Here is a 24558-nt window from a genome sequence, read left to right as displayed (position 1 = left end):
CGATGCGGTCAGCTATTGCGACTGGGCATTGCTCATTCGAGGCGCTTCCCGAGCGCGCACGCCGCGATCAGCCGCGCCAGCCGCGCATCGCGCGTTTCCTGCTTTCTTGCGCTGGCGATCCCGTGCAGCACCTGGCGCTGGTAACCCGGCGGGCAGGACGCGAAATAGGCCCAGGCGGCTGCGTTCCGGCGGAACAGGGCTTCCGCCTCGGGCGCCAGTTCCGCCGGCGCCGCCTGCTCGTATGCGTACACCACCGAACGCGCCTCCGCGCGCAACGCGAATGCCGCTTCGCCGGCCGGCGTCATCAAGCCCTGCGCGCGCAGGACCGCCATCTTCTCGATGTTGACCGCGCTCCAGATCGAGCGCGGCTGCCGCGGCGTGAAGCGGATCGTATAGCTGTCGTCGTCGACCCGCTTGCGCACGCCATCGATCCAGCCGTAGCACAGCGCCTGGTCGACCGACTCGGACCAGCGCATCGACGCCATGCCGCTGCCGACCTTGCGAAAGCCAACCAGCAGTTCGGTCGCGGTGTGCGCGTTCGCGGCGAGCCAGGCGCGAAACTGCTGCGCGGTCTCGAAATACACCGGGCCGGTCATGCGCCGGGCGCCGAGGCCGGCCTGGTCTCGGTGCCCGCGCCGCGCGTCACGTGCAGCATGCGGCTCGGCGCCAGCACCCGGGCGGTATGCCAGACGCCGCGCGGCACCACGACGGCGCCGGCGCCGTTCAAGGCGACCGTGACGAGATTGCCGTCCTGTTCGAGCAGCAGCTCGACGGCGCCCGACAGCAGGTAGACGAATTCGTCGCCGTGCGGGTGCATTTCCCAGGTCGGCCAATCCTCTGTGAATGCGAACTCGGCGATCAGCCAGCCCTGGCCGTGCTGTTCGATCTCGGACGCCGGCAGCTGCCAGAAGGCGTCGCCGGGGATTTCCTCTGCCGTGCCGTCGTCGGCGAGGCTGACATAGGTGTGGCGGGGATTGAGGGCCATAATAAGTTGGTGACGTCGCAGGTCGGACCATCCTATCACCGCGCGGTGTCGATTTTTCGGAAAGGCGCTTCCCCAAACGCACGATTGGAAATGTTTGTACAAATGCAGATTCCCAGCGACAATCTACGATCCGCACGCATACCCAGGCCGCATCCCGGCGACACCACACGGCCCCGGCCATAGAACAATCGCATGAAGCACACTCATAACTGGCGCGACCGCATGCGCGTCGAACTCTCCGACTGGCAGCTCTGGTCGGGCCGCGTGGTCGTCGTCACGCTGGCGGTGCTGGCCGGGTTGACGGTGGTCGTCTTCACCTGGCTGTCCGAACTGGCCTTCGACGCCTTCGAATGGCTGCATGCGCTGGCCTGGTGGAGCCCGCTGATCTGGACGCCGCTATGCACGGCCGCCATCGTCTGGCTCACGCGCCGCTATGCCGCCGGCGCGGCCGGGTCGGGTATCCCGCAAGTGATGGCCGCGCTCGATCCGGCGCTGCCGCCGGAAAAGCTGGGACTGTTTGTCTCGCTCAGGCTGAGTCTCGCGAAAGTCGTGCTGACCGCCGGCGGCCTGCTGGCCGGCCTGTCGCTGGGGCGCGAGGGGCCATCCGTGCAAATTGCGGCCGGCGTCATGCTGCAGGCACGGCGCCTGCTGCCCGCGCGGGCGTCGGTCAGCATCAATGTGCACGGCTTGCTGGTGGCCGGCGGCGCGGCCGGCATTGCGGCCGCCTTCAATACGCCGCTGGCGGGCATCATGTTCGCCATCGAAGAGCTGGCGCGCGCGCCCGAGCAGCGCAACAGTGGCCTGATCATCACCGCGATCGTGCTGGGCGGCCTGGTGGCGGTGTCGGCGCACGGCAACGCCACCTATTTCGGCGTGATCCACATCGGCTCGCTCGGGATGGGGCTGCTGCTGCCCGGACTCGCGGTGGCGCTGCTGACCGGCATCGCCGGTGGACTCTTTTCGCGCCTGCTGATCGCCTCCACGGCCGGGACGGGACCCGACTGGATGAGCCGCCTGCGCGCGCGCCGGCCGGTGCTGTTCAGCGCCGTATGCGGCGCAGTGGTGGCCGTCATCGGCGTCGTCACGGCCGGCGCCACCTTCGGATCGGGCTATGCGCCGACCAAAGCCATGGTCGACGGCGTGGCGACAATGCCGGTGATGTACGCGCTCTTCAAGTTCCTGGCGACCTGGCTGAGTTCCTGGTCCGGCGTACCGGCCGGGATTTTCGCGCCCTCGCTGGCGATCGGCGCGGCGCTCGGCAACGACGTCGCGCTGGCCTTCTTCCACACCCAGGCGCCAGCGCTGATCGCCCTTGGCATGGTCGGCTTCCTAGCGGCGGCCACGCAGGCGCCGCTGACCGCCTTCATCATCGTCATGGAAATGGTCGATGGCCACGCCATGGTGCTCAGCCTGATGGCCTGCGCGCTGGTGGCGAGCATGCTGGCGCGGATCATCAGCCCGCCGCTGTACCCGTCGCTGGCGCGCATGCAGCTGGGCCGCGCCGGGATGGGGTGAGACCTCTGCTATGCTGATGGGACGTCATCCTCCCTCGTGCATTTCATGGCAGCCAGCTCACCTTCGAACATCGTCGCCACGGACCATTGGGTCACGCATGCACAAGGCCAGATCTTCGTGCGCAGCTGGAGCGATAGCACGGCAAGGAGCGATCACGCGCCGATCATCCTGCTGCACGATTCGCTCGGCAGCGTCGAACTCTGGCGCGACTTTCCCGCCCGGCTGGCCGCCGCCAGTGGGCGCTGCGTCATCGCCTACGATCGTCTCGGCTTCGGACGATCCGATGCGCGCACGGATGTGCTGACGCCGGCGTTCGTCGCCGCCGAAGCCGACACCTGTTTCGCCGCCGTGCGCGCACAGCTCGGCATCCGGCGCTTCGTCGTCTTCGGCCACAGTGTCGGCGGCGCCATGGCCATCCATTGCGCCGCGCGTTTCGAGGAGGATTGCGAAGCGCTCATCACCGAGTCGGCGCAGGCCTTCGTGGAAGAGCGGACCCTGGACGGCATCCGCGCCGCCAAGGCGCAGTTCGCCGGCGCCGAACAATTTGGCCGGCTCGAGAAATACCATGGAAATAAAGCGGAATGGGTGCTCGATGCGTGGACGGGCACCTGGCTGTCGGCGCAGTTCGCGGCCTGGTCGCTGGAAGCGGTGCTGGCCAGGGTCAGCGCGCCAACCCTGGCCATCCACGGCGGCGACGACGAATACGGCTCGACCCGGCATCCGGCGCTGATCGCGGAATGGTCGAATGCCGATGTCAGAGTGGAGATACTACCGCAGCTGCATCACCTGCCGCACCGCGAGCAGCCGGAGATGGTTGCAGGGCTGGTGTGCGATTTTCTGCGCCTGGCGCATTGCCGGCGGCAGGGCTGATACCCTGGCTTTGCCCGGCCTTGCCAGGCAAGGGGCAGTAGTCCGACCGGCTCAGGCACGATCCAACATATGTGGCATAGCATACTGCCAGCAGCATGACGATCCATGCTATGGCCGTCACGATCGTAAAAAGAGGCCACTTCGACCGAAAATAGAGCTCCCAACTCAGTTCTGGGACGCCAAGTGCCAACTCGCATTTTTCGAGGAAGCCTGACATCTGCACGATACGGATGTGGGTCGCAAGGGCGATGCCCCCGCAGAGCAGGACGAACGCAGGCGGTATCGACCAGGCGATGGACAAGGCTTCGCGTGGCAGGTTGATGCATGGCCGAGACAGGCCGTTCAATCCAAATGACTTGGTCAGCAACCACGCAAATATGGACGCCGAAACCAGCAAGGAGTAGCGGAACAGGTTTTCGATACGCGTCAGGAGAACAGACACTTCGCTTCGAATCTGCTTGTAACTTTCCATGTTGAAGCTGTGCTGGCTCGCGTCCATGTCATCGCCCGGTTGGTGATGTTTCTGGTGCAAAAACCTTGCTGCGACCGTCTGCCGAGGCCGCATCGCCCGATTGTGGCACGGGCTGCTGACGGAGGCAATTGTGGCAACGGGATGCCACGCCATCCGTTGTTTCAAGCACGCTTTTCAGCGTTTACCACGAGGTTGTAGCGATCCCTGGCGCGTTGCAGGCAGCATCGGGCAGCATGTGCCTGCAACGCAGATACGTCATCGCGCGGGACGTGCCGCCCGCCCCGCCAGCAACGCCATCCCGGCCGCCACCACCAGCACCAGCGCGCTCGCACCGAAGGTCGCCCGATAGCCGAAGCCATCGAACAGCAGCCCGCCGACGGTCGCGCCCAGTGCGATGGCCAGCTGCACCACCGCCACCATCAGCCCGCCGCCGGCTTCGGCGTCGTGCGGCAGCGTGCGGGCCAGCCAGGTCCACCAGCCGACCGGCGCTGCGGTGCCGACCAGGCCCCAGAGCGCGAGCAGCAGGCCGGTCGCGAAGGGAGACGCGCCGAACACCGGCAAGGCCAGCGCGATGACCGCCATCACCAGCGGGATCGCAACCAGCGTGCGGTACATGCCGTCCTTCAGCAGCGCGCCGATCAGGGTGGTGCCGATGAAGCCGGCCACGCCGATCACCAGCAGCATCAGCGAGGTCAGGGTCGCGCCGGCGTGCGTCGCCGTCTCGAGGAAAGGGCGCAGGTACGTGAACAGCGCGAACTGCCCCATGAAGAACAGGCTGACCGCGACCATGCCGAGGGCCACCGCCGGCCGCCGCAGCAGCGTGAACAGGTTCGCGCCGCCCTGCGACCGCTCGGCCGGCATCGGCGGCAGGCTGGCCCATTTCCAGGCCAGGGCAATCGCCGCGACCGGGATCAGGGCAAAAAATGCGGCACGCCAGCCGACGATCGCGCCGAGAAAACTGCCCAGCGGCGCGGCGGCGACGGTGGCCAGTGCGCTGCCGCCGTTGAGGATCGCCAGCGCTTTCGGCACCTGGGTCGAGGGCACTAGGCGCATCGCGGTGGCGGCCGACAGCGACCAGAAGCCGCCGATCGCCACGCCGATAAAGGCGCGGCCCGCCATGAAGCTCCAGTAGTTCGGCGCGAATGCGGCGATGCTGCCGGAGACGATCATCAACAGCGTCAACGCCAGCAGCAGGACCTTGCGGTCGAGCTTACCGGCCAGCGACGAAATCGATAGACTGGTCGCCAGCGCAAAGGCGCCGGAGACCGCGATCGATTGCCCGGCCTGGCCTTCGGTCACGCGCAGGTCGGCCGCGATGGACGTCAGCAGGCTGACCGGCATGAATTCCGAGGCGACCAGGGCAAAGGCGCCGAGCGAGAGCGCAAAGACGCCGCCCCAGGCGGCCGGCATGCCGGCGCCTGTGCTAGTTGAAACCGGACCCCCCATCAAGCTGCCAGCGTCGCGCTGTCGATCACGAAGCGGTACTTCACGTCGCCCTCCAGCATGCGTTCATAGGCGGCGTTGATCTCGTCGGCACGGATCATTTCGATGTCGGCGACGATGCCGTGTTCGGCGCAGAAGTCGAGCATTTCCTGGGTCTCGGGAATCCCGCCGATCATCGAACCGGCCAGCGCGCGGCGCTTCATGATCAGGTTGAACACTTGCGGCGACGGGTGTGGCGACGATGGCGCGCCGACCAGCACCATGGTGCCGTCGCGCTTGAGCAGCGTAAGGAAGGCGTCGAGGTCGTGCGGCGCGGCGACGGTGTTGACGATCAGGTCGAGGCTCCTGGCCTGCGCTGCCATCGCGTCCGCATCGCGCGAAACCACGACTTCATGCGCGCCGAGCGCTTCGGCATCCTGGCGCTTCGATTCCGAGGTGGTGAACGCCACCACGTGGGCGCCCATCGCGCGCGCCAGCTTGATGCCCATGTGACCGAGGCCGCCGATACCGACGATGCCGACGCGCTTGCCGGGACCGGCGTTCCAGTGGCGCAGTGGAGAATAGGTGGTGATGCCGGCGCACAGCAGCGGCGCGACCGCGGCCAGCTGTTGTTCCGGATGGGTCACGCGCAGCACGAAACGCTCGTGGACGACGATCTGTTCCGAATAGCCGCCCAGCGTGTGGCCGGGTGCGTCGGCGGTCGGGCCGTTGTAGGTGCCGACCATGCCGTCGCAATAGTTTTCCAGGCCGTCTTCGCAATCGCCGCAATGCTGGCAGCTGTCGACCATGCAGCCGACGCCGACCAGGTCGCCGACCTGGTGTGTCGACACGTGCGCGCCGACGGCCGAGACGCGGCCGACGATTTCGTGGCCCGGCACGCACGGGAACAGGGTGCCGGCCCATTCGGCGCGCACCTGGTGCAGGTCGGAGTGGCAGACGCCGCAGAAGGCGATGTCGATCTGCACGTCGTGGGCGCCCGGCGCGCGGCGGACGATGTCGATCGATTCGAGGGGTTTGTCGGCGGCGTAGGCGCCGTAGGCTTTGACGGTCATGGGGATTCCTTGAAAGATAAGCTGCGATGAGAGCTGCGATGAGAGCTGCAATGAGTTGCACCACGTTGAAGGAGAGCGTGGCGCGACGGGCAGCCATGATAACCGCATCCACGCAAGGCGATCCGCGCGTGAATTACTTGGGCTTATGAATTCCGCTCATGAATCGAGCATCGATTTCAGTAACAGAAGCACTGAATTGAAGACTATGCCGAGTTGCGCATCACGTCCAGGAAGGCCTGCAGCACCGGCGACGTGTCGTTGCGCCGGTACAGGACGCTGAGTTCGATTTCGCGCAGCCAGACCGAGTCGAGCGGCCGGTAGACCACGCCCGGCAGGCACAGGCTGGTGGCCGAGGCCGAGGTGATGCACAGGCCGAAGCGCGCCGACACCAGCGCGATGCAGGTGAGGATGTCCTCGACTTCCTGGCCCACGACCAGCCGCACGCCCTCGTTGCGAAAGGCGCTGACCACTTCCTGCGCAAAGCTGCCGATCGGCGAGTTCGGATACAGGATGATCGGCTGGTCTTCCAGGTCGCGCAGGGTGATCGACGACTTCACGCACAGCGGATGGTCTTCGTACAGTCCGACCTGGAGCAGCTCGCGCCCGACCACCTCGACCGCGATGTCGGGCTCGCTGGGCACGAGGCGGCTGAAGCCGACCGTGATGCGGCGCTCGCGCAGCGCCTGGATCTGCTGGCTCTTGGTCAGGTTGTGCAGCGCCAGCTTGACCTCGGGACGGGCGCTGTGGAACTGCGCCAGCAGGTGCGGGATCACGCGCAGGATGCCCGAGCCGAACACGCCGACGTCGAGCTGGCCGAGGTAGCCTTGGCCGGCATATTGCGTCTTTTCCTTGGCGGTCTTCACGAGCGCGAGGATGTTCGGCACTTCCTGGAACAAGACCATCCCGGCATCGGTCAGTTCGACCCCGCGCGGCGTGCGCACGAACAGGGCCGCGCCGAGTTCTTCTTCCAGGCTCTGGATCTGCCGCGTCAGCGGCGGCTGCGCCATGTGCAGCTGCTCGGCCGCGCGGCCGAAGCTGCCTTCGTTGGCGAGCGCGAGAAAGTAGCGTAGTTGCTTCAGATCCATACTTATGATTATGGCATAGGGCATACCGAACAGGTATCGGGTTTTCCAAAAGCGGTATTGGACTGCCGCGCCCCCTTTCATTAATCATAGTGCATCGACTCCGGCACGGAGGAGGCAAAGACCTCCCCGGCACGGACAGAACAACACGTTGAAGCATCGGCAGTCAAAACAGCGGTTCTCTGGAGACAAGGATGACAAAGATAGTACGTTGCACCGCGGCGATCACGCTCGCCTGTATCAGCTGCTCCGCCATTGCCCAGGTGCCCCCCGACCGCTGGCCGCCGACGCCGCCGAGCTCCGGCAACGTCCAGATCTACGGCATGGTCGACTCCGGCGTCGAATACCTCACCAACGTGAATGCCGCCGGCGATTCGCTGGTGCGCGTGCCGACGCTGGCCGGCACCTTCCCCTCGAACATCGGCTTTCGTGGCGGCGAAGACTTGGGCAATGGGCTCAAGGCGCTGTTCAACCTCGAGATGGGTTATTCGGTCGACACCGGCGCGCTGCAGAATGGCGGGCGCCTGTTCGGCCGTTCCGCCTGGGTCGGACTGCAGGGCCGTTACGGCACGCTGATGGTGGGCCGCATGATCAACATGACGTACATCGCCAACCTGCGCTCGAACGTGCTCGGCCCCAGCATCCACAGCTATCCAAACCTCGACACCTACCTGCCGAATGCGCGCAGCGACAATACGATCGGCTACATCGGCAAGTTCTCGAACCTGACCGTCGGCGCCACCTTCACTCCCGGGCGCGATGCGACCACCGTCGTCGCCGGTCCCGCATCGACCAACTGCGGCGGCGAACTCGCCAGCGACCGCAAGGCCTGCCGCCAAGTCACGGCGATGCTGGCCTACGACACGCCGAAGTACGGCATGGCCGTGTCATGGGACGTGCTGAACGGCGGCCCGAACGCCGGCTTCGGCCTGACGCGCAGCGATTACGACGACCGCCGCGCCGGCATCAACGGCTACTTCATGGTCGACAAGCTCAAGCTGGCCGCCAGCTTCCTCGACCGCAAGATCGACGCCGCGGCCGACACCAATACCCGCCTGATGCAGGTGGGCCTGAGCTACCCGTTCACGCTGGCCCTGATCCTCGACGCCCAGGTCGCCCGGCTCGACACGCGCCGCTCGGACAACGATTCGACCATGGCCGTGCTGCGCGCCACCTACGCCTTCTCGCGCCGCACCGCCACCTACGTGTCGCTCGGCCGCATCGACAACGACGGCCTGGCCGCCATCTCGCTGTCGGCCGGCGGCACGGTCGGCCCGGGCCTGGGCCAGACCGGCCTGATGGTCGGCTTACGCCATTCGTTCTGAATTCCATTTCAAGAGGCAGGCATATGAAGACAACGATTCTGCAGCAAACGATCCGCCGCGCGATGCTCCTGGGGGCCACCGGCGCCGCCCTGGGAACGCTCGTTGTGCCCGCCTGGGCCCAGCCGGTCGTCACCGGTCCGGTGAAGATCGTGGTGCCGTTCACGCCGGGCACGACGCCCGACAGCGTCTCGCGCGTGATCGCGCCGATCCTGGCGAAACGCCTGGGCCAGGCGACGATTACCGACAACCGGCCGGGCGCGTCCGGCATCATCGGCATGGACATGGTGGCCAAGGCGCCGCCCAACGGCCAGACCGTGATGGTGGGCACGAATACCTCGCTGACGCTGCCGCTGTTCTACAAGAAGGTGCCGTTCGACGTCATCAAGAGCTTCCAGCCGCTGGGCATGATCGGCACCAACAACTTCGCGCTGGTGGTCCATCCATCGGTGCCGGCCTCGAACCCGAAGGAGCTGGTCGCGTGGATCAAGGCCAACGGCGCCACCGTGAACTACGCCTCGCCGGGGCAGGGCACGCTGCATCACCTGACGATGGAAAAGTTCATGCACAGCACCGGCGTGAAGGTGATGCACGTGCCCTATAAAGGCTCGGCCGGCGCGATCAGCGACGTCCTCGGCGGCCACGTCAAGATGATGATGATGCCGCTGCACCTGGCCATGCCGCTGCGCGCCGACGGCAAGCTGAAGGTCATCGGTTCCACCCGCGCCGAACGCGACCCCCAGTACAAGGATGTCGTCACGCTGCAGGAAGGCGGCGTCGCCGGCTTCGACGAGGATTCGTGGCTCGCCCTGTGGGGGCCGAAGGGCATGCCGCCGGCGCTGGTCGCGGCCTACAACGCCGGCCTGCGTGAGGCGCTCGCCAGCCCGGAAGTCAAGGATGCGCTGGCCAAGCAGGGCCTGACGCTGCAGCCGGGCAGCCCCGACGACCTGCTGAAGGCGGCCAACGCGGAATACCAGAAGTGGGCCGTCGTGGTCCGCAATGCACAGATCAAGGCGGAGTAGGCGCACGGCCACCCGCAACGACAACACAACCGACAGGAACGACCATCATGCTCCAGAAAGACCTCGTCCCCCCGCACACCGGCCAGCGTCCCGCCAAGGTCGACTACAAGCGCATCGCCACCGAGGAGGCGTTCGCGCCGCCCGACCTGTTCGACATGTACCGCAAGGTGCTCGCCGACGGCAAGGCCGACGCCGGCTTCACCAGCCTGTGGGCGTTCTATCTCAGCAGCGAGGCGGCGCGTCCGCAGCACATCCGCAAGTACATCCAGGACCTCGACGCGGCGCGCATCGCCCACATGGACGAAGCCGGCATCGACGTGCAGGTGCTGTCGCTCACCTCGCCGGGCGTGCAGGTGTTCGACGCCGATACCGCCGTGTCGTATGCGCGCAGCGCCAACGACTACCTGGCCGAAGCGGTGCGCCGTCATCCGGCGCGCTTCGTCGGCCTCACCGCCATCGCGCCGCAGAATCCGACTGAAGCAGCCAAGGAAATCGAACGCGGCGCCACCCAGCTGGGAATGAAAGGCGTCATCGTCAACTCCCACACCCAGGGCGAATACCTGTCGGACCCGAAGTTCTGGGACATCTTCGCCGCCGCCGAAGCCTTCGACATGCCGGTCTACCTGCACCCGAGCAGCCCGCCGCCGAAGATGATCGAGCCCTTCATGGAAGCGGGCCTCGACGGCGCCATCTACGGCTTCGGCGTCGACACCGGCCTGGCCGCGCTGCGCACCATCACCGCCGGCGTGTTCGACCGCTTCCCCAGGCTGCAGATGATCCTCGGCCACATGGGCGAAGCGCTGCCGTACTGGGCCTACCGCCTCGACTACATGCACGCCGCGACCGTGCGCTCGCAGCGCTACGCATCGATGCAGGCGCTGCAGCGGCGGCCGAGCGACTACCTGCGCGAGAATTTTTACATCACCAACAGCGGCGTGGCGTGGGAGCAGGCGATCCGCTTTGCCCAGGAATTCATGGGCGTGGACCGCGTGATGTATGCGATGGACTACCCGTACCAGCACGTGCTCGACGAGGTCATCGCCCTCGACAACATGAACATGGCGCCGGAAATCAAGAAAGCCTTTTTCCAGACGAACGCCGAACGCCTATTCAAGATCGGCTGAAGCTGCCCCACACGAGGAACGACGCCATGACGACACCGACACCGGCCGCGCCTGCGGCCAGGGACTATATCCACATCGCCGCCGAGGAAGCCTTTGCGCCCTCGGAGATGCTGCGCATCTACCGCCGGATCCTCGACGGCCCGAACCCCGATCCGGGCTTCGTCAGCCTGCTCGGCTTCTACATGCGCAGCCAGAGCGAGCGCGCCCGCTTCATCATGGAAGGCTTGCAAGACCTGGGCGAACGGCGCCTGCGCCACATGGATGAATCAGGCATCGACCGCGCCATCATCGCCCTGACCGCGCCCGGCGTGCAGGTGATGGACACGGCCACCGCCGTCTCCTTCGCCCGCAGCGCCAACGACGAACTGGCGGAAGCCGTGCGCCGCCATCCGACGCGCTTCTCGGGCATGGTGGCGGTCGCCCCGCAAGACCCGGCCGCGGCGGCGCGGGAAGTCGAGCGCGGCATCACCCGCCTCGGCCTGACCGGGGTGATCATCAATTCGCACACGCAGGGCGAATACCTGTCCGACCCGAAGTTCTGGGAGATCTTCGAGGCGGCCGAGGCCAACGACACCCCGATCTACCTGCACCCGAATACGCCCCCAGCGAGCATGATCGCGCCTTTCCTCGAGTGCGGCCTGGATGGCGCCATCTACGGCTTCGGCGTCGAGACCGGGCTGCACGCGCTGCGCATCATCACCGCCGGCGTGTTCGACCGCTTCCCCAGGCTGCAGATGGTGCTCGGCCACATGGGCGAAGCGCTGCCGTTCTGGGCTTACCGCCTCGACTACATGCATGCGGCCACCGTGCGCTCGCAGCGTTACGCGTCGATGCAGCCGCTCCGGAGAAAGCCGAGCGACTACCTGCGCGAAAACTTCTACATCACCAGCAGCGGCATGGCCCATGAGCCCGCGATCAGGTTCACGCAGGAGATGATGGGCGCCGAGCGCGTCATGTATGCGGCGGATTATCCTTACCAGCACACGGTCGACGAGATCGCGCGGCTGGAGGGGATGGACATCGGCCGGGAAGACAAGCGGCGCTTCTTCCAGGCCAATGCCGAAACGGCGTTCCGCCTCAAGTAACATGGCTGTCAATCGCAGCACCGTGCTGGCCGGGGTGGCGGCCGGCGCCTTCCTCGGGCCGTTCACGCAAACCGTGTACACGCCGGCGCTGGTGCAGCTCGAGCGCTTCTTCCACGTGAACACGCTGCTGATCAACCTGACCATCTCGCTGTTCACGGCCATCCTCGCGCTCAGCAATTTCGTCATCGGCCCGATTGCCGACCGCTGGGGGCGGCGCGCCACGCTGCTGCCGGGGCTGGCCATCTTCGTCGCCGGCTGCCTGCTGTGCCTTGCCGCGGACAGCTATGGCCTGTTCCTGGCGGGCAGGGTGCTGCAGGGCGCCGGCATCAGCGCCGCCGTGCTGATCGCGCCGACGGTCATCGGCGACATCTTCGCGCCCCATGAGCGCGCCCGCGCGATGAGTACCTACCAAACCATCAGCTTCCTCGGGCCCGTGCTGGGGCCCGTGATCGGCGGCGCGATCGCGTACTTTTTGGCGTGGCAGTGGATCTTCGCCCTGCTGGCGACGGCCGGCCTGGCCGTGCTGCTGTATAACTGGCGCCGGCTGCCGGAAACCCTGCCGCCCGATACCGTGCCGCCGCCGTTCGGCCTGCGCCTGTTCGGCAAGGTGCTGGCCGACCGCTCGGCCTGTTCGATCCTGCTGGTCGGGTTCAGCCAGTTCTATGGCTATTACGTGTTCCTGGTCTTCCTGCCGGTGCTGCTGCATGGGCTGCTGGCGCTGCGCGAACAGGTGTTCGGCTTCTTCTTCGTGCCGCTCACCCTCGGCCTGCTGCTCGGCGTCCGCCTGGGCGCACGCTGGCAGCAGCGTTGGCCGCGCACGCGCATCCTGAACGCCGCCTCGTTCGGCATGGCCGGCACCGTCGCGCTGTTCTGGGCGGCGCTGCATTGGCAGCTGATGAACATCCCGCTGCTGGTGCTGCTGCTGGCCTGCTACGGCTTGCTGCTCGGCTGCAGCACCCCGGTGCAGTCGACCATCATGGTCAACCTGTTCCAGCAGCAGAAGGGCACCGCCATGGGCCTGTACAACTTCTCGCGCTTCACCGGCGCCGCCATCGGGCCGCTGGTCGGCGGCGCGCTGGTGATGCGCTATTCGGTGGATGCCGTGTTCCTGCTGCTGGCCGTCCTGCTGGCCGGCGCGGCGGTCGTGATCCGGCGCTACCTGGCCGACCCGTACGAAGCCGGCGGCGCGCAGGCAGTGGTGAAACCCTGAACGGTGCGGGCATCGATGTCGGCGATAATGGCTGGCCCCGACAGGCCAACCTAACGACATCATGACGACCACCCTGTTCCCCGGCTTTCGCAGCCAGCACATCACCGTCGCGCCCGGCGTCGACATCCACGCCATCGTCGGCGGCAGCGGCGCGCCGCTGCTGCTCCTGCACGGCCACCCGCAGACCCACGCCATCTGGCACCGCGTCGCGCCGGCGCTGGCGCAGCAGTTCACGGTGGTCGCCTGCGACCTGCGCGGCTATGGCGACTCGTCCAAGCCGGCCGGCGACCCGGACCACGCCAATTACAGCAAGCGCACCATGGCGCTCGACATGGTGACGGCGATGCGCGCGCTCGGCTTCGACCAGTTCAGCGTGCTGGCCCACGACCGCGGCGCGCGCGTGGCGCACCGGCTGGCGCTCGACCATCCGCAGGCGGTGCGGCGCATGGCGCTGCTCGACATCGCGCCGACGCTGGCGATGTACGGGCAGACCACCGAAGAATTTGCGCGCGCCTACTGGCACTGGTTCTTCCTGATCCAGCCGGCGCCGCTGCCCGAGCGCCTGATCGAAGCCGATCCGGGCGCCTACGTGGTCGACGTGATGGGCCGCCGTAGCGGCGGCATCACCGTGTTCGACCCGCGCGCGCTGGCCGAATACCAGCGCTGCCTGGCCCAGCCGGGCGCTGCGCACGGCCTGTGCGAGGATTACCGCGCCGCCGCCGGCATCGACCTCGAGCACGACCGCGCCGACCTGGAAGCGGGCCGGCGCCTGGCACTGCCGCTGCGCGTGCTGTGGGGCGCGCAAGGCGTGGTGCACCGCTGCTTCGATCCCCTGAAGGAGTGGCGCGCTGTGGCGGACGACGTCAGCGGCGAGGCGCTGCCGTGCGGGCACTATATCGCCGAGGAAGCGCCCGAGGCGTTGCTGGAGCAGGTACTGCCGTTTTTGACTGCCGATGACTGTCGCGTCATGTAGGGTGGAGTCCTGACTCCACGCGTTACAGAGCATGCATGTGGCACTGCTTCACGCGTGAGCGCAACCTGCCGGGCCTTGAACGTTGCTGCGTCAAGGCCACCGATGAACGCGTGGACTCGGGAGTCCACCCTACATTGCCGCCATGTTTGGTTGCCGATGATGGTCGCGAATCGTATGGGGTCCTTGAGGCCAGTGGCCTCAAGGACGGGTTCACCGGACTCCGTCCACGCGGTCGAGCGTCGGCGTTCACGCGGCAAAGACCACATGCAGGCAGGATGCGTTCCGCGTGACGTTTCCCAGCATTTCCTTGCACCGAGGAATTTCTTCCCGATTTTTTGCGTGTACCCGAAATGAATTGTCTCGTTTGCCACATTGACTAGACTACACTGGCCGTATGTCTTCGAATGCGCGTACTGGCTAGCCACGTCATGGATCCACGCAATACCGCCGATCCGGCATCCTCGTCGTTCCCTGTCACCTCTGCGTTCCCGGTGGTCGGCATCGGTGCGGCGGCCGGGCGCTTGCAGGCCCTGATCATCTTGCCCCGCACGCCAGGACAGCATGCCGGAACCCGATAAATACCCGGGTACCCCGGACGGGCGCTATTTCGTCGTCGCCGGCCGCCTCTGGCGCAAGAGCAATCCCGCGCTGGCGCCCGACCAGCGGCAAGAGATGGTCAACCGCCTCATGGCCGCACGGCGCCAGGTCGGTGTCGCGCGCAAGGCGGCCGATCGCGAGGCCGAACGCGACGCCCGCGCCGCCGTCGACGCCGCCAAGCGCGACCTGGGCGAACGCGGGCCGGTGTGGTGGAGCGACGGGGCGCCGGATTACAACCGCAAGATGGTGCATAACACGCCGTATGCGGCGTGGTTTGCCGGGTTGCCCGGCCAGGATTGAGGGCGCCGGGATGCGGACGCTCGGTATGCGTGGACGGAGTCCACCCTACGTTACGCAGCGGCCACGAACTCCGACGAACGCCGTTGGCCATTGCGTACCGCGTTGGACGGCCGCCACGAACCATGGCGGTTATCGTTGGCAGCGGTGCACCGTAGGGTGGACTCCGTCCACGCGTTACGTGCCCACGCATACCGCAACACCAACAATCTCACCGCACAACGAGCACCCCCGTCATTGTCCGATGCAATGTGCACACATACGGATAACGTCCGCGCCTGGTTGCCTTGTACGACCAACTCGCACCCGCCGCAATCACCGGCGAATCCGGCCCGCCTTGCGCCCCGGTCGCCGTATGCGGAAACGGATCCCGGTTACGCCACACCACCGTATCACCCGGCCTCACTTCGATCGTCTGCGGCACGAAGCGCACGCGATCGATCTGCACCGTGTGCACGCGCGGCGCCCCATGCGCCGCCACCAGCATGGCGCCGAGGGACACGCCAACCAGCGCCTTATTGCAACGACGCCTGCAGTTTCTTCGCATGCTCGAGATGCGCCACGAACGCCGGCCTTGTCTTGACCAGCGTCTCCTTCAGCTCGCCATTCTTCGCGTTCGGGATCAGGGTCTTGTCGAGCGCATCGATCACCGCCTGGTGGTAACTGACTTCATTGTCGATATAAGCCTTGTCGAACGCCGCGCCCTTCATGCCCTTGAGCTTGGCGATGTTGTCGGCGCCGCCCTGTTTCAGGCTCTTGGCCAGCTCGCTGTCGGCCGGCGTCACCTTGAGTTTCTTCACCAGCGCCGTGGCCTGCTTGTTGACGCCGGTGTGGTCGGTCACCATTTGCTTGGCAAAGGCTTGCACCTCCTTGTTTTTCGACGACTTCTGCGCCAGCTTGCCGGCATCGATATCGACCGTGTTGGCGGCCACCACGATGCCGGCGATCTGGGCATCGTCGGGCGCCTCCTGGGCGCTAGCTGCGCCACCGAGTGCGAACAGGCCGGCCAGCAGCCACTGCGATAGTGTCTTCATGACGTGCTCCTCAGGTCAGGGTGTTCAATGAAGGGCATTTCTGACTTTAGATGCACCTGGTACGCCGGCGTTGCATGAAGTTTGTCTATCGATGAAAGACATGCCGCCCGTCAGCTGACAGGCGGCACGCCTGGTCAGGCGCAGTAGCGCCTCACAGCGGCGGCACCACGCCTGCGAACTGCAGCAGGTCCGCCATGCGGAAGTTGCCCGCCTGGCGCGACGGCAGCGTCGGCGTCCACCCCGGCGCGGCGCTCAGGTAAGCGGTCGGGTCTTCCTTGAGCAGGCCGACGAACACCTCGCCGACGATGCGCGAACCGACCGGCCCCAGGCGCAGGCCGTGCTCCATGACCTCGGCTTCCTTCAGCACGTAGAAGAACAGCGGCGTCGACGTCGCCATCGTGGTCCGGGCATCGAGCGCATACGGCGCCAGTTCGCTCAGCTGGCTCGCGGCCAGCACCGGCATGTTCATCTTGCGCGCGATCGCCTGGCCGGATGGCAGGCCGAAATTGATGTGCCGCGTCATCGTGCGCGCCGGCAGCGATTGCAGGCCATCGTTCGGCAGGCCGGGCGAGGGCGCGCGCGAACCGGGCAGGTGCATCAGCACCGAGGACAGCTTCATGTCGATGCGCTTGTTCGGGCGCACGTTGCCGTCGCCGAAGTCGAAAAAGGTCTGCCAGTCGACGAAACGCCGCGCCGCGCGCTTGCCGCCGCGCAGGTCGTTGGGATCGGGCGCGGCCGGATTTTCGGCGTCGTCGAAGATGAAGGCGAAGAAGGGCGCGCCTCCCGTGGGACCGAAATTGGCGCGGTAGCTGGGACGCACCTGCGAATGGCCGAAACGGTACACGGAAGCGGCGAATTCGATGGGAATGCGCGGCATCTCGCGCCCGTCGCCGGTGCGGAAGCGGTTGCCGGCATCGTGCGGCCGGTAGTACAGCAGGCCGCCGCGCAGGATGGCGTCGAGCCGTTCCTGGCCGATGGTCAGCGGCAGGAATTCATGCAGGATGATCCACTGGTAGTGCCAGGTCACCAGCCGGCGCGCATCGGCGAACAGGCGCTCGGCGCTGGCGCCGCGGTAGGCCGGCTGCGCCGCCAGGTGATCGGTGATCCGGTTGTGGAAGGAGAGCAGGGCGACCTGCATCTGCGAGATGACCACGTTCTCGTCGTTGCGGCTTTCGGCGACGATGGCATTGCCCTGGGCGTCGCGCGGCACGTCGCTGCGCGGCGCGCCATGGCGCGACACCGCCTCGGCGCCCGGGATGCGTTGCAGGCGGAACTTGATGCGCCCGGAACCCGTGTCGTACAGTTCGGGCGAGCCGGACGGTCCGTTGCCGTAGACCGAATCGAGGTCGAAGGCGGCGGTGCGGAAGTTCACCGTCCGTTCCGGTGCGGCGTTCGCATTCAGGACGGAGCGCCTGTCGAAGGTGACGTCATGGTCGAGGAACTGGCCGAGGAAGGTCATGCCGGCGGTCAGGTTCGGGTTGTCGGGGTTGTGCGGGCTGAAGACCGCCGGGTTGAGGATCGACTGGACCGGGTCGGTCAGGTTGTCCTCGGCGTCGAACAGCTCGCCTTTGGCGCCCATGCGCTGCATCGCCGAGCGCGCCGTGGCGGTTTGCGGCGCAAACGAGGGCAGGTCGGGGTACATGCGGGTAAAAACGTTGTCGGGATGGGCCGCGCGGCTCGGCTGGCGCGCCGTGACGGTATCCGCAAGCGTGGAATTGACGACCAAACAGAGGCCCAGCGGCGCAAGCGCCGATCTCACATGCTTTCTCATCTAACTACCTCCTGAAATGCTCAACGCGCGCGCGGTGCTGCTACTGGCAATCCATACCTGGAAATATGTTTCAGATGCGTGCCGGCCGGTGGACGGGCGGCAGCGAATTGAATGACTGTCTGAACGGCTGAAGGACTCGGACGCTGGAAAACGTTGACGGACTCAGTATCGACAGCGAACGGGGAAAGTCAAGCGAGGTGGGGCGAGGAAGGAGGCGCGCATTGCGCCATATTTACGTATCTTTACATCCCTTGAACCGGGTGGGCCGCTCGGCCAGACCGGTTCAAGGGACTTGTTTGCCCTGCTTACTTGCCCGGATCCTTCTGGTTCGCAAACTGGTCGAACTCGATGTTGTACGGCTGCCCGTTCACCATCTCCACCTTGCGCACGTAAACGGTTTGCACGATGTCGCGCGTGGCCGGGTCGATGCTGATCGGGCCGCGCGGGCTGTTGATCTTCATGCCCTTCAGGACCGCCATCGCTTTGTCGCCATCGATCTTGCCGTTCAGTTTTTGCGCCACCTGGTAGATCGCGTTCATGCCGTCGTAGGCGCCCACCGCCATGAAGTTCGGGCGGCCGCCTTGCGGGTTGGTGGCGGCGAAATTCTTCAGGAAGGCATCGTTCTCGGGCGATTTATGCGCGGCCGAATAGTGGAAGGTGGTGATCACGCCCTGGGTGGCGTCGCCCATCGCCGGCAGCACGTGGTCGTCGGTCAGGTCGCCGGTGGCGATCACCTTGATGCCGGCGGCGGCCAGGCCGCGCTCGCGGTAGCCCTTCATGAAGGCGATCGACTGCTCGCCGGCCGGCACGAAGACGAACACGGCGTCGGGCTTGGCATCCTTGATGCGCTGGATGAAGGGAGCGAATTCCGGATTGCGCAGCGGCACGCGAATCGCTTCCGCAATCTTGCCGCCATTCTTGCCGAGGCGGTCGGAGAACGCCTTTTCGGCATCGATGCCGGGGCCGTAGTCGGCCACCACGGTGGCGACGGTTTTGATGTTGTTCTTCAGCGCCCAGTCGGCCATCGGCGCCGAGATCTGCGGCAGCGTCATCGAAAAGCGCGCGATGTAGTCGGACTTGGTGGTGATCACCGAGGTGGCGGCGTTCATGATGATCATCGGCTTTTTCGCCTGCTGGGCGATCGGCGCCACGGCCAGCGCTTCGGGCGTGAGGCCAAAGCCGGCCAGGAAGTCGACCTTGTCGCGCACCACCAGTTCCTGTGCCAGGCGCTTGGCCACTTCCGGCGCCGGGCCGGTGGTGTCCTTGTAGATGATCTGGATCTTCTTGCCGGCCACCGTGTCGCCGTGCTGCGCCATCCAGGCCTTGATGCCGCCCTGCATCTGCTTGCCGTAGTCGGCAAACGGTCCGGAGAAGGGGGCGATCACGCCGACCTTAATGGTGTCCTGGGCATGCGCGGCGGGCGCAAAGGCGAGCGTGGCGGTAGTGGCAAAGGCGGCGGCAATCGTCGTGAACTTCATGGGTGTCTCCTGTGGTGGTCTTTTTTTCGCGGATCCGGCGCTTGCCTGGTGCCGGCGTATCGTTATCACAACTACATGATATCGCTTGTTCGCAGAGTGTTGACAAGTCTTCTTGGCAATCATAGTATCGAATCGACGTTCGATTAACAACCTCTTGTTCGGTAATCGAACGGCATACCATAAAACGCATTGCCATAATCCGGAGACAACATGAAGAACACCATCTGCAGCGCCGTCGCGCTGATGTGCGGCCTGGCCGCGGCTTCCGCTACTGCCCAGACCTCGGTCCAGATCTACGGCATCGTCGACAGCGGCATCGCGCACATGACCAACGTCAACGCCGCCGGCGACTCGGTCACCAAGATCCCGTCGCTCACCAGCTCCTTCCCGTCGCGCATCGGTTTCCGCGGCACCGAAGACCTGGGCAACGGCCTGCAGGCCTTCTTCGTACTGGAAAACGGCTTCGCCGTCGATACCGGCACCCAGCAGCAGGGCGGGCGCCTGTTCGGCCGCCAGGCGAATGTCGGCATCAAGGGCGCCTGGGGCACGATCACGCTCGGCCGCCAGCAGAACATGACCTACATCTCGGGCCTCAAGACCGACGTGCTGGGACCGCATTTGTTCGCCATCGGCAGCATCGACCCCTACCTGCCGAACGCGCGCAGCGACAATGCGATTGGCTACCTGGGCAATTTCAACGGCTTCGTGCTGGGCGCGACCTACAGCTTCGGCCGTGACGCCTCGGCGGCGGGCGGCCCTGCCGCCACCAACTGCGCCGGCGAAGTCGGCGGCGACTCGAAAGCCTGCCGCCAGGTCACCGGCCTGATCGGCTACGAAACCAAGATGTGGGGCCTGAACGCGTCCTACGACAAACTGCACGGCAACACCGGCGCCGCCGGCGGCCTGACCAGCAGCGCCGACACCGATGTACGCAAGACCGCCAACGGCTACCTGATGCTGGGCCCGACCAAGCTCGGCGCCGGCGTCATCGCGCGCGACACCAATGCCAACGCGGCCACCGGCGACTCGGAATCGAACCTGTACTACTTCGGCGTCAGCCATCCGTTCGGCGCCTTCGTCGGCGACGTGCAGATCGCTCGGCGCGACACCAAGAACTCGAACAACGACGTCGACATGCTCGTCGCCCGCCTGACGTATGCGATGTCGAAGCGCACCTTCGTGTATGGCGCGGTGGGCCGCATGGACAACGACGGCGCGTCGGCGGTGGCGCTGGATGCGGGCGGCAGCGTGGGTCCGGGCCTGGCCCAGAACGGCGTCATGGTCGGGTTGCGCCACCACTTCTGACCGAGGATTTGTAGGGTGGGCACCTGTGCCCACGCGGTCCGGCCGATGCGCACCGACGCTGTTTTTGCGAGTGCGGCACGCAACGGTACGACCGCGTGGGCTCGAGAGCCCACCCTACTGAATCGAGAGGCCCGCCGGTCAGAAAACATTGTTGGCCGCGGTGACACGTAGGGTGGGCATGCCCACCGTACGGTACATCACGGTTAGTGCTGTAAGGACCGACCCTACGGCAGCAGTACCGCCAGATCCTGCGCCCCCCGCTGCAGCACCGGCAGGAACTCGTCGCGCATGCGCTCGGCGCTCACGCGGCCGGCCTGGGCGCCGACGTTGAGCGCGGCCAGCACCTGGCCCGAGGCGCCGCGTACCGGCACCGCGATCGAGCGCAGGCCCAGTTCGAGTTCTTCGTCGTTGATCGCATAGCCGTCCTGGCGCACGCCCAGCAGGATCTCGCGCAGGCGCTTCTGGCTGGTCACGGTCTTGTCGGTCATCGGCCGCAGCCGCGCCTTGGCGAAGTAGGCGTCGAGCGCGGCGGGCGCCAGGTGGGCCAGCATCACGCGCCCCAGCGAGGTGCAGTAGGCGGGCAGGCGGCTGCCGGTGTTCAAGGCGACCGACATCACCCGCGAAGCGGCCGAGCGCGCCACGTACAGCACTTCGCCGTCGTCGAGCACCGCCAGCGAGCACGATTCGCCCAGCTGCTGGCTGATGGCGTTCAGGTAGGGCTGGCTGGAGACGGTGAGCGGCGTCGACGACAGGTAAGAGTAGCCAAGGGTCAACACCTTTGGACGCAGCGAGAAATTGTTCAGTTCCGCTTCCACGTAGCCGAGCTGTTGCAGCGTGAACAGGCAGCGGCGCACGGCGGCGCGCGGGATGCCGGTCTTCTGGCTGATCTGGGCAATGGTCTGCGGCTTGCGCGAATCGCTGAAGGCTTGCACCACGGCCAGGCCGCGCGCCAGCGAAGTCATGAAGCTGGGATCGGTGAGGGCGTCGATCTGCTCGGCAATTGTCAGCTCGCGCTCTTCAAGTTGCTCCTCGGTACTGATATTGCCCGAATCGGGTGCTTGCTTCGTCAAATTTGTCATGGCGCGATTTTAATGCAAGGGAAGGACGCTTCGATTGGTCTTTTTTCTTGACCTTTCGCCCAGCGTGCTACTACACTTGGTTGGGCGGTAATCAATCATTAGTTCGATTATCGAACAACCGCAACATCATTTCAAGTGCGACATTCCAGGTGCGCGAACATGAATCCGCATGCAGGGTGCGCATCAGGGTGACATCACCAAGGTGGAAACATGATCGATAAAACCTATGAATCGCTGGAGCGTGCCGTCGCCGACGTGCACGATGGCGCGACCGTCATGATCGGCGGCTTCGGCAACGCCGGCATGCCAGCCGAACTGATCGATGCATTGATCGCGCAAGGCGCGCGCGACCTCACCATCGTCAACAACAACGCCGGCAACGGCGACACCGGCCTGGCTGCGCTGCTGGCCGCCAAGCGCGTGCGCAAGATCATCTGCTCGTTCCCGCGCCAGGCCGACTCGCACCATTTCGACGCGCTCTACCGCGCCGGCGAGATCGAACTCGAACTGACCCCGCAAGGCAACCTGGCCGAGCGCATCCGTGCCGCCGGCGCCGGCATCGGCGGCTTTTTCACGCCCACCGGCTATGGCACCCTGCTGGCCGAGGGTAAGGAGACGCGCCTGATCGACGGCCGCCACTACGTGCTCGAGTCGCCCATCCACGCCGACTTTGCGCTGATCAAGGCGTTAAAGGGGGACCGCTGGGGCAACCTCGTGTACCGCAAGACGGCGCGCAACTTCGGTCCGATCATGGCGATGGCCGCCAAGGTCGCCATCGCCCAGGTGAACGAGATCGTCGAACTCGGCGAGATCGATCCGGAAAACATCGTCACGCCGGGCATTTTTGTCCAGCGCGTGGTGAAGGAGGCAGCATGAGCAAGTTTACGAGAGACCAGATCGCGGCCCGCGTTGCCCAGGACATCTTCGAGGGCGCCTACGTCAACCTCGGCATCGGCTTGCCGACCAAAGTCGCCAACTTCCTGCCCGCCGACCGCGAAGTCTTCCTGCACAGCGAAAACGGCTTGCTCGGCATGGGCCCGGCCCCGGCCGAAGGCGAGGAAGACGAGGACCTGATCAACGCCGGCAAGCAGCCCGTGACCATCCTCACCGGCGGCGCCTACTTCCACCACGCCGATTCGTTCGCCATGATGCGCGGCGGCCACCTCGACATCTGCGTGCTCGGCGCCTTCCAGGTGTCGGAACAGGGCGACCTGGCCAACTGGCATACCGGCGCGCCGGACGCGATCCCGGCGGTCGGCGGCGCCATGGACCTGGCGCTCGGCGCCAAGAAGGTCTACGTAATGATGGACCACCAGACCAAGACCGGGGAGAGCAAGATCGTCCCCGCATGCACCTACCCGCTGACCGGCGTGGCCTGCGTGAACCGCATCTATACCGACCTGGCCGTGCTCGACGTGACGCCGGATGGCTTGCGCGTCGTCGAGATGGCGCCGGGCCTCACCTTCGAAGAACTGCAGGCTGCCACCGCGGCACGCCTCATTGAAGCTTGAATTGAAAGGAACAGACATGACTGACGCATTCATCTGCGACGCGATTCGCACCCCGATCGGTCGCTACGGCGGCGCCCTGAAGGACGTCCGTGCCGACGACCTCGGCGCCGTGCCACTGCGCGAACTCATGCGCCGCAACCCGACGGTCGACTGGACGCAAGTCGACGACGTGATCTTCGGCTGCGCCAACCAGGCCGGCGAAGACAACCGCAACGTCGCCCACATGTCCTCGCTGCTGGCCGGCCTGCCGGCCGACGTACCGGGCACCACCGTGAACCGCCTGTGCGGCTCGGGCATGGACGCGATCGGCATCGCCGCGCGCGCCATCAAGGCCGGCGAAACGCAATTGATGATCGCCGGCGGCGTCGAATCGATGACGCGTGCGCCGTTCGTGATGGGCAAGGCCGACAGCGCCTTTTCGCGCCAGGCCACGATCTATGACACCACCATCGGCTGGCGCTTCCCGAACAAGCAGATGAAGCACATGTACGGCACCGATTCGATGCCGGAGACGGCCGAGAACGTCGCCGTCGACTACAAGGTGTCGCGCGAAGACCAGGACAAGTTCGCCCTGGCCAGCCAGCAAAAGACCGCGCGCGCCCAGGCTGAAGGCCTGTTCAAGGACGAAATCGTTCCGGTGCTGATTCCGCAAAAGAAAGGGGACCACATCTCCTTCGAGCAGGACGAGCATCCGCGCGCAACCAGCCTCGAAGCGCTGGCGAAACTGAAGGGCGTGGTCCATCCGGAAGGTTCGGTCACCGCCGGCAACGCCTCGGGCGTGAACGATGGCGCCTGCGCCGTGCTCATCGCCAGCAAGGAAGCAGCCGAGAAGCACGGCTTGACGCCGCGCGCCCGCATCGTCGGCATGGCCACCGCCGGCGTGCCGCCGCGCGTGATGGGCATCGGCCCGGCGCCGGCCAGCAAGAAGCTGCTGGCCCAGCTCGGCATGAGCATCGACCAGATGGACATCATCGAGTTGAACGAGGCATTCGCATCGCAAGGTTTGGCCGTATTGCGCGAACTCGGCATTGCCGACGACGATCCAAGGGTGAACCCCTACGGCGGCGGCATCGCGCTGGGACACCCGCTGGGCATGAGCGGCGCGCGCCTCGTCACCACCGCCATGTACCAGCTGCACCGTACCGGCGGCCGCTACGCGCTGTGCACGATGTGCATCGGCGTGGGGCAGGGGATCGCGATGGTGATCGAACGGGTATAAGCCCGAATCCCAACCCTGACCCGCGAATCTGAGGCGCGGGTCAAGGCTGCAGCAGCATCAAACATCAAGGCAGGAGACAAAGCATGAACCAGCACCAACGACAAGGGGGGCG

General features: G+C 65.9%; 23 protein-coding genes. 13 read left to right on the top strand and 10 right to left on the bottom strand.

The window, feature by feature from the left end; all coding sequences use genetic code 11:
• Positions 1–32 precede the first annotated feature (32 nt).
• Entirely contained in the window at positions 33–596 is a 564-nt protein-coding gene (locus IFT60_RS12390; RefSeq protein WP_192052292.1) for a YdeI/OmpD-associated family protein, read from the bottom strand.
• Complete coding sequence (locus IFT60_RS12385) at positions 593–985, bottom strand: cupin domain-containing protein (protein WP_192052291.1); 393 nt, start codon at positions 983–985, stop codon at positions 593–595. The genes IFT60_RS12390 and IFT60_RS12385 overlap by 4 nt, the downstream gene beginning before the upstream one ends.
• A gap of 192 nt (positions 986–1177) precedes the next feature.
• On the opposite strand from IFT60_RS12385, the gene IFT60_RS12380 reads away from it, so the two are divergent.
• Both IFT60_RS12380 and IFT60_RS12375 read left to right on the top strand, forming a co-directional pair.
• On the top strand, positions 1178–2500 hold the full coding sequence (locus IFT60_RS12380) for a chloride channel protein (RefSeq protein WP_192052290.1): 1323 nt from the start codon (positions 1178–1180) through the stop codon (positions 2498–2500).
• Positions 2501–2545: 45 nt separating this feature from the next.
• On the top strand, positions 2546–3370 hold the full coding sequence (locus IFT60_RS12375) for an alpha/beta fold hydrolase (RefSeq protein WP_192052289.1): 825 nt from the start codon (positions 2546–2548) through the stop codon (positions 3368–3370).
• A gap of 727 nt (positions 3371–4097) precedes the next feature.
• Here IFT60_RS12375 and IFT60_RS12370 read toward each other — a convergent pair.
• The 3 genes from IFT60_RS12370 to IFT60_RS12360 all read right to left on the bottom strand — a co-directional run bounded on the left by IFT60_RS12370 (position 4098) and on the right by IFT60_RS12360 (position 7422).
• Positions 4098–5252 carry an MFS transporter gene (locus tag IFT60_RS12370; RefSeq protein WP_229510836.1) on the bottom strand — a complete coding sequence of 385 codons (1155 nt, stop codon included), beginning with the start codon at positions 5250–5252 and terminating at the stop codon, positions 4098–4100.
• Between the two features lie 35 nt (positions 5253–5287).
• Complete coding sequence (locus tag IFT60_RS12365) at positions 5288–6337, bottom strand: NAD(P)-dependent alcohol dehydrogenase (RefSeq protein WP_192052287.1); 1050 nt, start codon at positions 6335–6337, stop codon at positions 5288–5290.
• Between the two features lie 203 nt (positions 6338–6540).
• Positions 6541–7422 carry a LysR family transcriptional regulator gene (locus tag IFT60_RS12360; protein ID WP_192052286.1) on the bottom strand — a complete coding sequence of 294 codons (882 nt, stop codon included), beginning with the start codon at positions 7420–7422 and terminating at the stop codon, positions 6541–6543.
• A gap of 191 nt (positions 7423–7613) precedes the next feature.
• On the opposite strand from IFT60_RS12360, the gene IFT60_RS12355 reads away from it, so the two are divergent.
• The 7 genes from IFT60_RS12355 (at position 7614) to IFT60_RS12325 (ending at position 15052) form a co-directional block, all read left to right on the top strand.
• Entirely contained in the window at positions 7614–8744 is a 1131-nt protein-coding gene (locus IFT60_RS12355) for a porin (RefSeq protein ID WP_192052285.1), read from the top strand.
• A 23-nt stretch (positions 8745–8767) separates the two neighbouring features.
• Positions 8768–9763 (top strand): Bug family tripartite tricarboxylate transporter substrate binding protein, encoded by a 996-nt coding sequence (locus tag IFT60_RS12350; RefSeq protein ID WP_192052284.1) that lies wholly within the window; start codon positions 8768–8770, stop codon positions 9761–9763.
• A gap of 47 nt (positions 9764–9810) precedes the next feature.
• Positions 9811–10887 carry an amidohydrolase family protein gene (locus IFT60_RS12345; RefSeq protein ID WP_192052283.1) on the top strand — a complete coding sequence of 359 codons (1077 nt, stop codon included), beginning with the start codon at positions 9811–9813 and terminating at the stop codon, positions 10885–10887.
• Between the two features lie 26 nt (positions 10888–10913).
• Positions 10914–11972: an amidohydrolase family protein gene (locus tag IFT60_RS12340; RefSeq protein ID WP_192052282.1), complete on the top strand. Its 1059-nt coding sequence runs from the start codon at positions 10914–10916 to the stop codon at positions 11970–11972.
• A 1-nt stretch (position 11973) separates the two neighbouring features.
• Entirely contained in the window at positions 11974–13182 is a 1209-nt protein-coding gene (locus IFT60_RS12335; protein ID WP_192052281.1) for an MFS transporter, read from the top strand.
• 61 nt (positions 13183–13243) lie between these two features.
• Positions 13244–14155: an alpha/beta fold hydrolase gene (locus IFT60_RS12330; protein WP_192052280.1), complete on the top strand. Its 912-nt coding sequence runs from the start codon at positions 13244–13246 to the stop codon at positions 14153–14155.
• Positions 14156–14716: 561 nt separating this feature from the next.
• Complete coding sequence (locus IFT60_RS12325) at positions 14717–15052, top strand: hypothetical protein (RefSeq protein ID WP_192052279.1); 336 nt, start codon at positions 14717–14719, stop codon at positions 15050–15052.
• 208 nt (positions 15053–15260) lie between these two features.
• On the opposite strand, the gene IFT60_RS12320 is transcribed toward IFT60_RS12325, so the two are convergent.
• The 4 genes from IFT60_RS12320 to IFT60_RS12305 all read right to left on the bottom strand — a co-directional run bounded on the left by IFT60_RS12320 (position 15261) and on the right by IFT60_RS12305 (position 19332).
• A complete protein-coding gene (locus IFT60_RS12320; protein WP_374000903.1) occupies positions 15261–15551 on the bottom strand; it encodes a cupredoxin domain-containing protein in 291 nt (96 codons plus the stop codon).
• A 13-nt stretch (positions 15552–15564) separates the two neighbouring features.
• Entirely contained in the window at positions 15565–16083 is a 519-nt protein-coding gene (locus IFT60_RS12315; protein WP_192052277.1) for a DUF4142 domain-containing protein, read from the bottom strand.
• Positions 16084–16234: 151 nt separating this feature from the next.
• The gene (locus tag IFT60_RS12310; RefSeq protein ID WP_192052276.1) at positions 16235–17842 is read right to left on the bottom strand and encodes a peroxidase family protein; all 1608 of its coding nucleotides are present in this window, start codon (positions 17840–17842) and stop codon (positions 16235–16237) included.
• A gap of 317 nt (positions 17843–18159) precedes the next feature.
• Complete coding sequence (locus IFT60_RS12305; RefSeq protein ID WP_192052275.1) at positions 18160–19332, bottom strand: ABC transporter substrate-binding protein; 1173 nt, start codon at positions 19330–19332, stop codon at positions 18160–18162.
• 210 nt (positions 19333–19542) lie between these two features.
• Between IFT60_RS12305 and IFT60_RS12300 the strand changes: the two genes are divergently transcribed.
• Positions 19543–20637, top strand: a complete 1095-nt coding sequence (locus IFT60_RS12300) for a porin (RefSeq protein WP_192052274.1) — start codon at positions 19543–19545, stop codon at positions 20635–20637.
• 224 nt (positions 20638–20861) lie between these two features.
• Here the strand turns inward: IFT60_RS12300 and IFT60_RS12295 are convergent, their stop codons facing one another.
• Positions 20862–21716, bottom strand: coding sequence for an IclR family transcriptional regulator domain-containing protein (locus tag IFT60_RS12295; protein ID WP_192052273.1), 855 nt, complete (start codon positions 21714–21716; stop codon positions 20862–20864).
• 210 nt (positions 21717–21926) lie between these two features.
• Between IFT60_RS12295 and IFT60_RS12290 the strand changes: the two genes are divergently transcribed.
• The 3 genes from IFT60_RS12290 to pcaF are packed head-to-tail and all read left to right on the top strand — an operon-like array spanning position 21927 to position 24446.
• Entirely contained in the window at positions 21927–22592 is a 666-nt protein-coding gene (locus IFT60_RS12290) for a 3-oxoacid CoA-transferase subunit A (protein WP_192052272.1), read from the top strand.
• Positions 22589–23227 (top strand): CoA transferase subunit B, encoded by a 639-nt coding sequence (locus IFT60_RS12285; protein WP_192052271.1) that lies wholly within the window; start codon positions 22589–22591, stop codon positions 23225–23227. Before IFT60_RS12290 ends, IFT60_RS12285 begins: the two co-directional genes overlap by 4 nt.
• A gap of 16 nt (positions 23228–23243) precedes the next feature.
• Positions 23244–24446, top strand: coding sequence for a 3-oxoadipyl-CoA thiolase (gene pcaF, locus IFT60_RS12280; protein WP_192052270.1), 1203 nt, complete (start codon positions 23244–23246; stop codon positions 24444–24446).
• Positions 24447–24558 lie beyond the last annotated feature (112 nt).

The organism is Massilia sp. CFBP 13721, assembly GCF_014842025.1.
Classification (GTDB): Bacteria; Pseudomonadota; Gammaproteobacteria; order Burkholderiales; family Burkholderiaceae_D; genus Telluria.
Note: the sequence above shows the minus strand (reverse complement) of the source record. Positions and strands in the feature narration are given on the sequence as shown.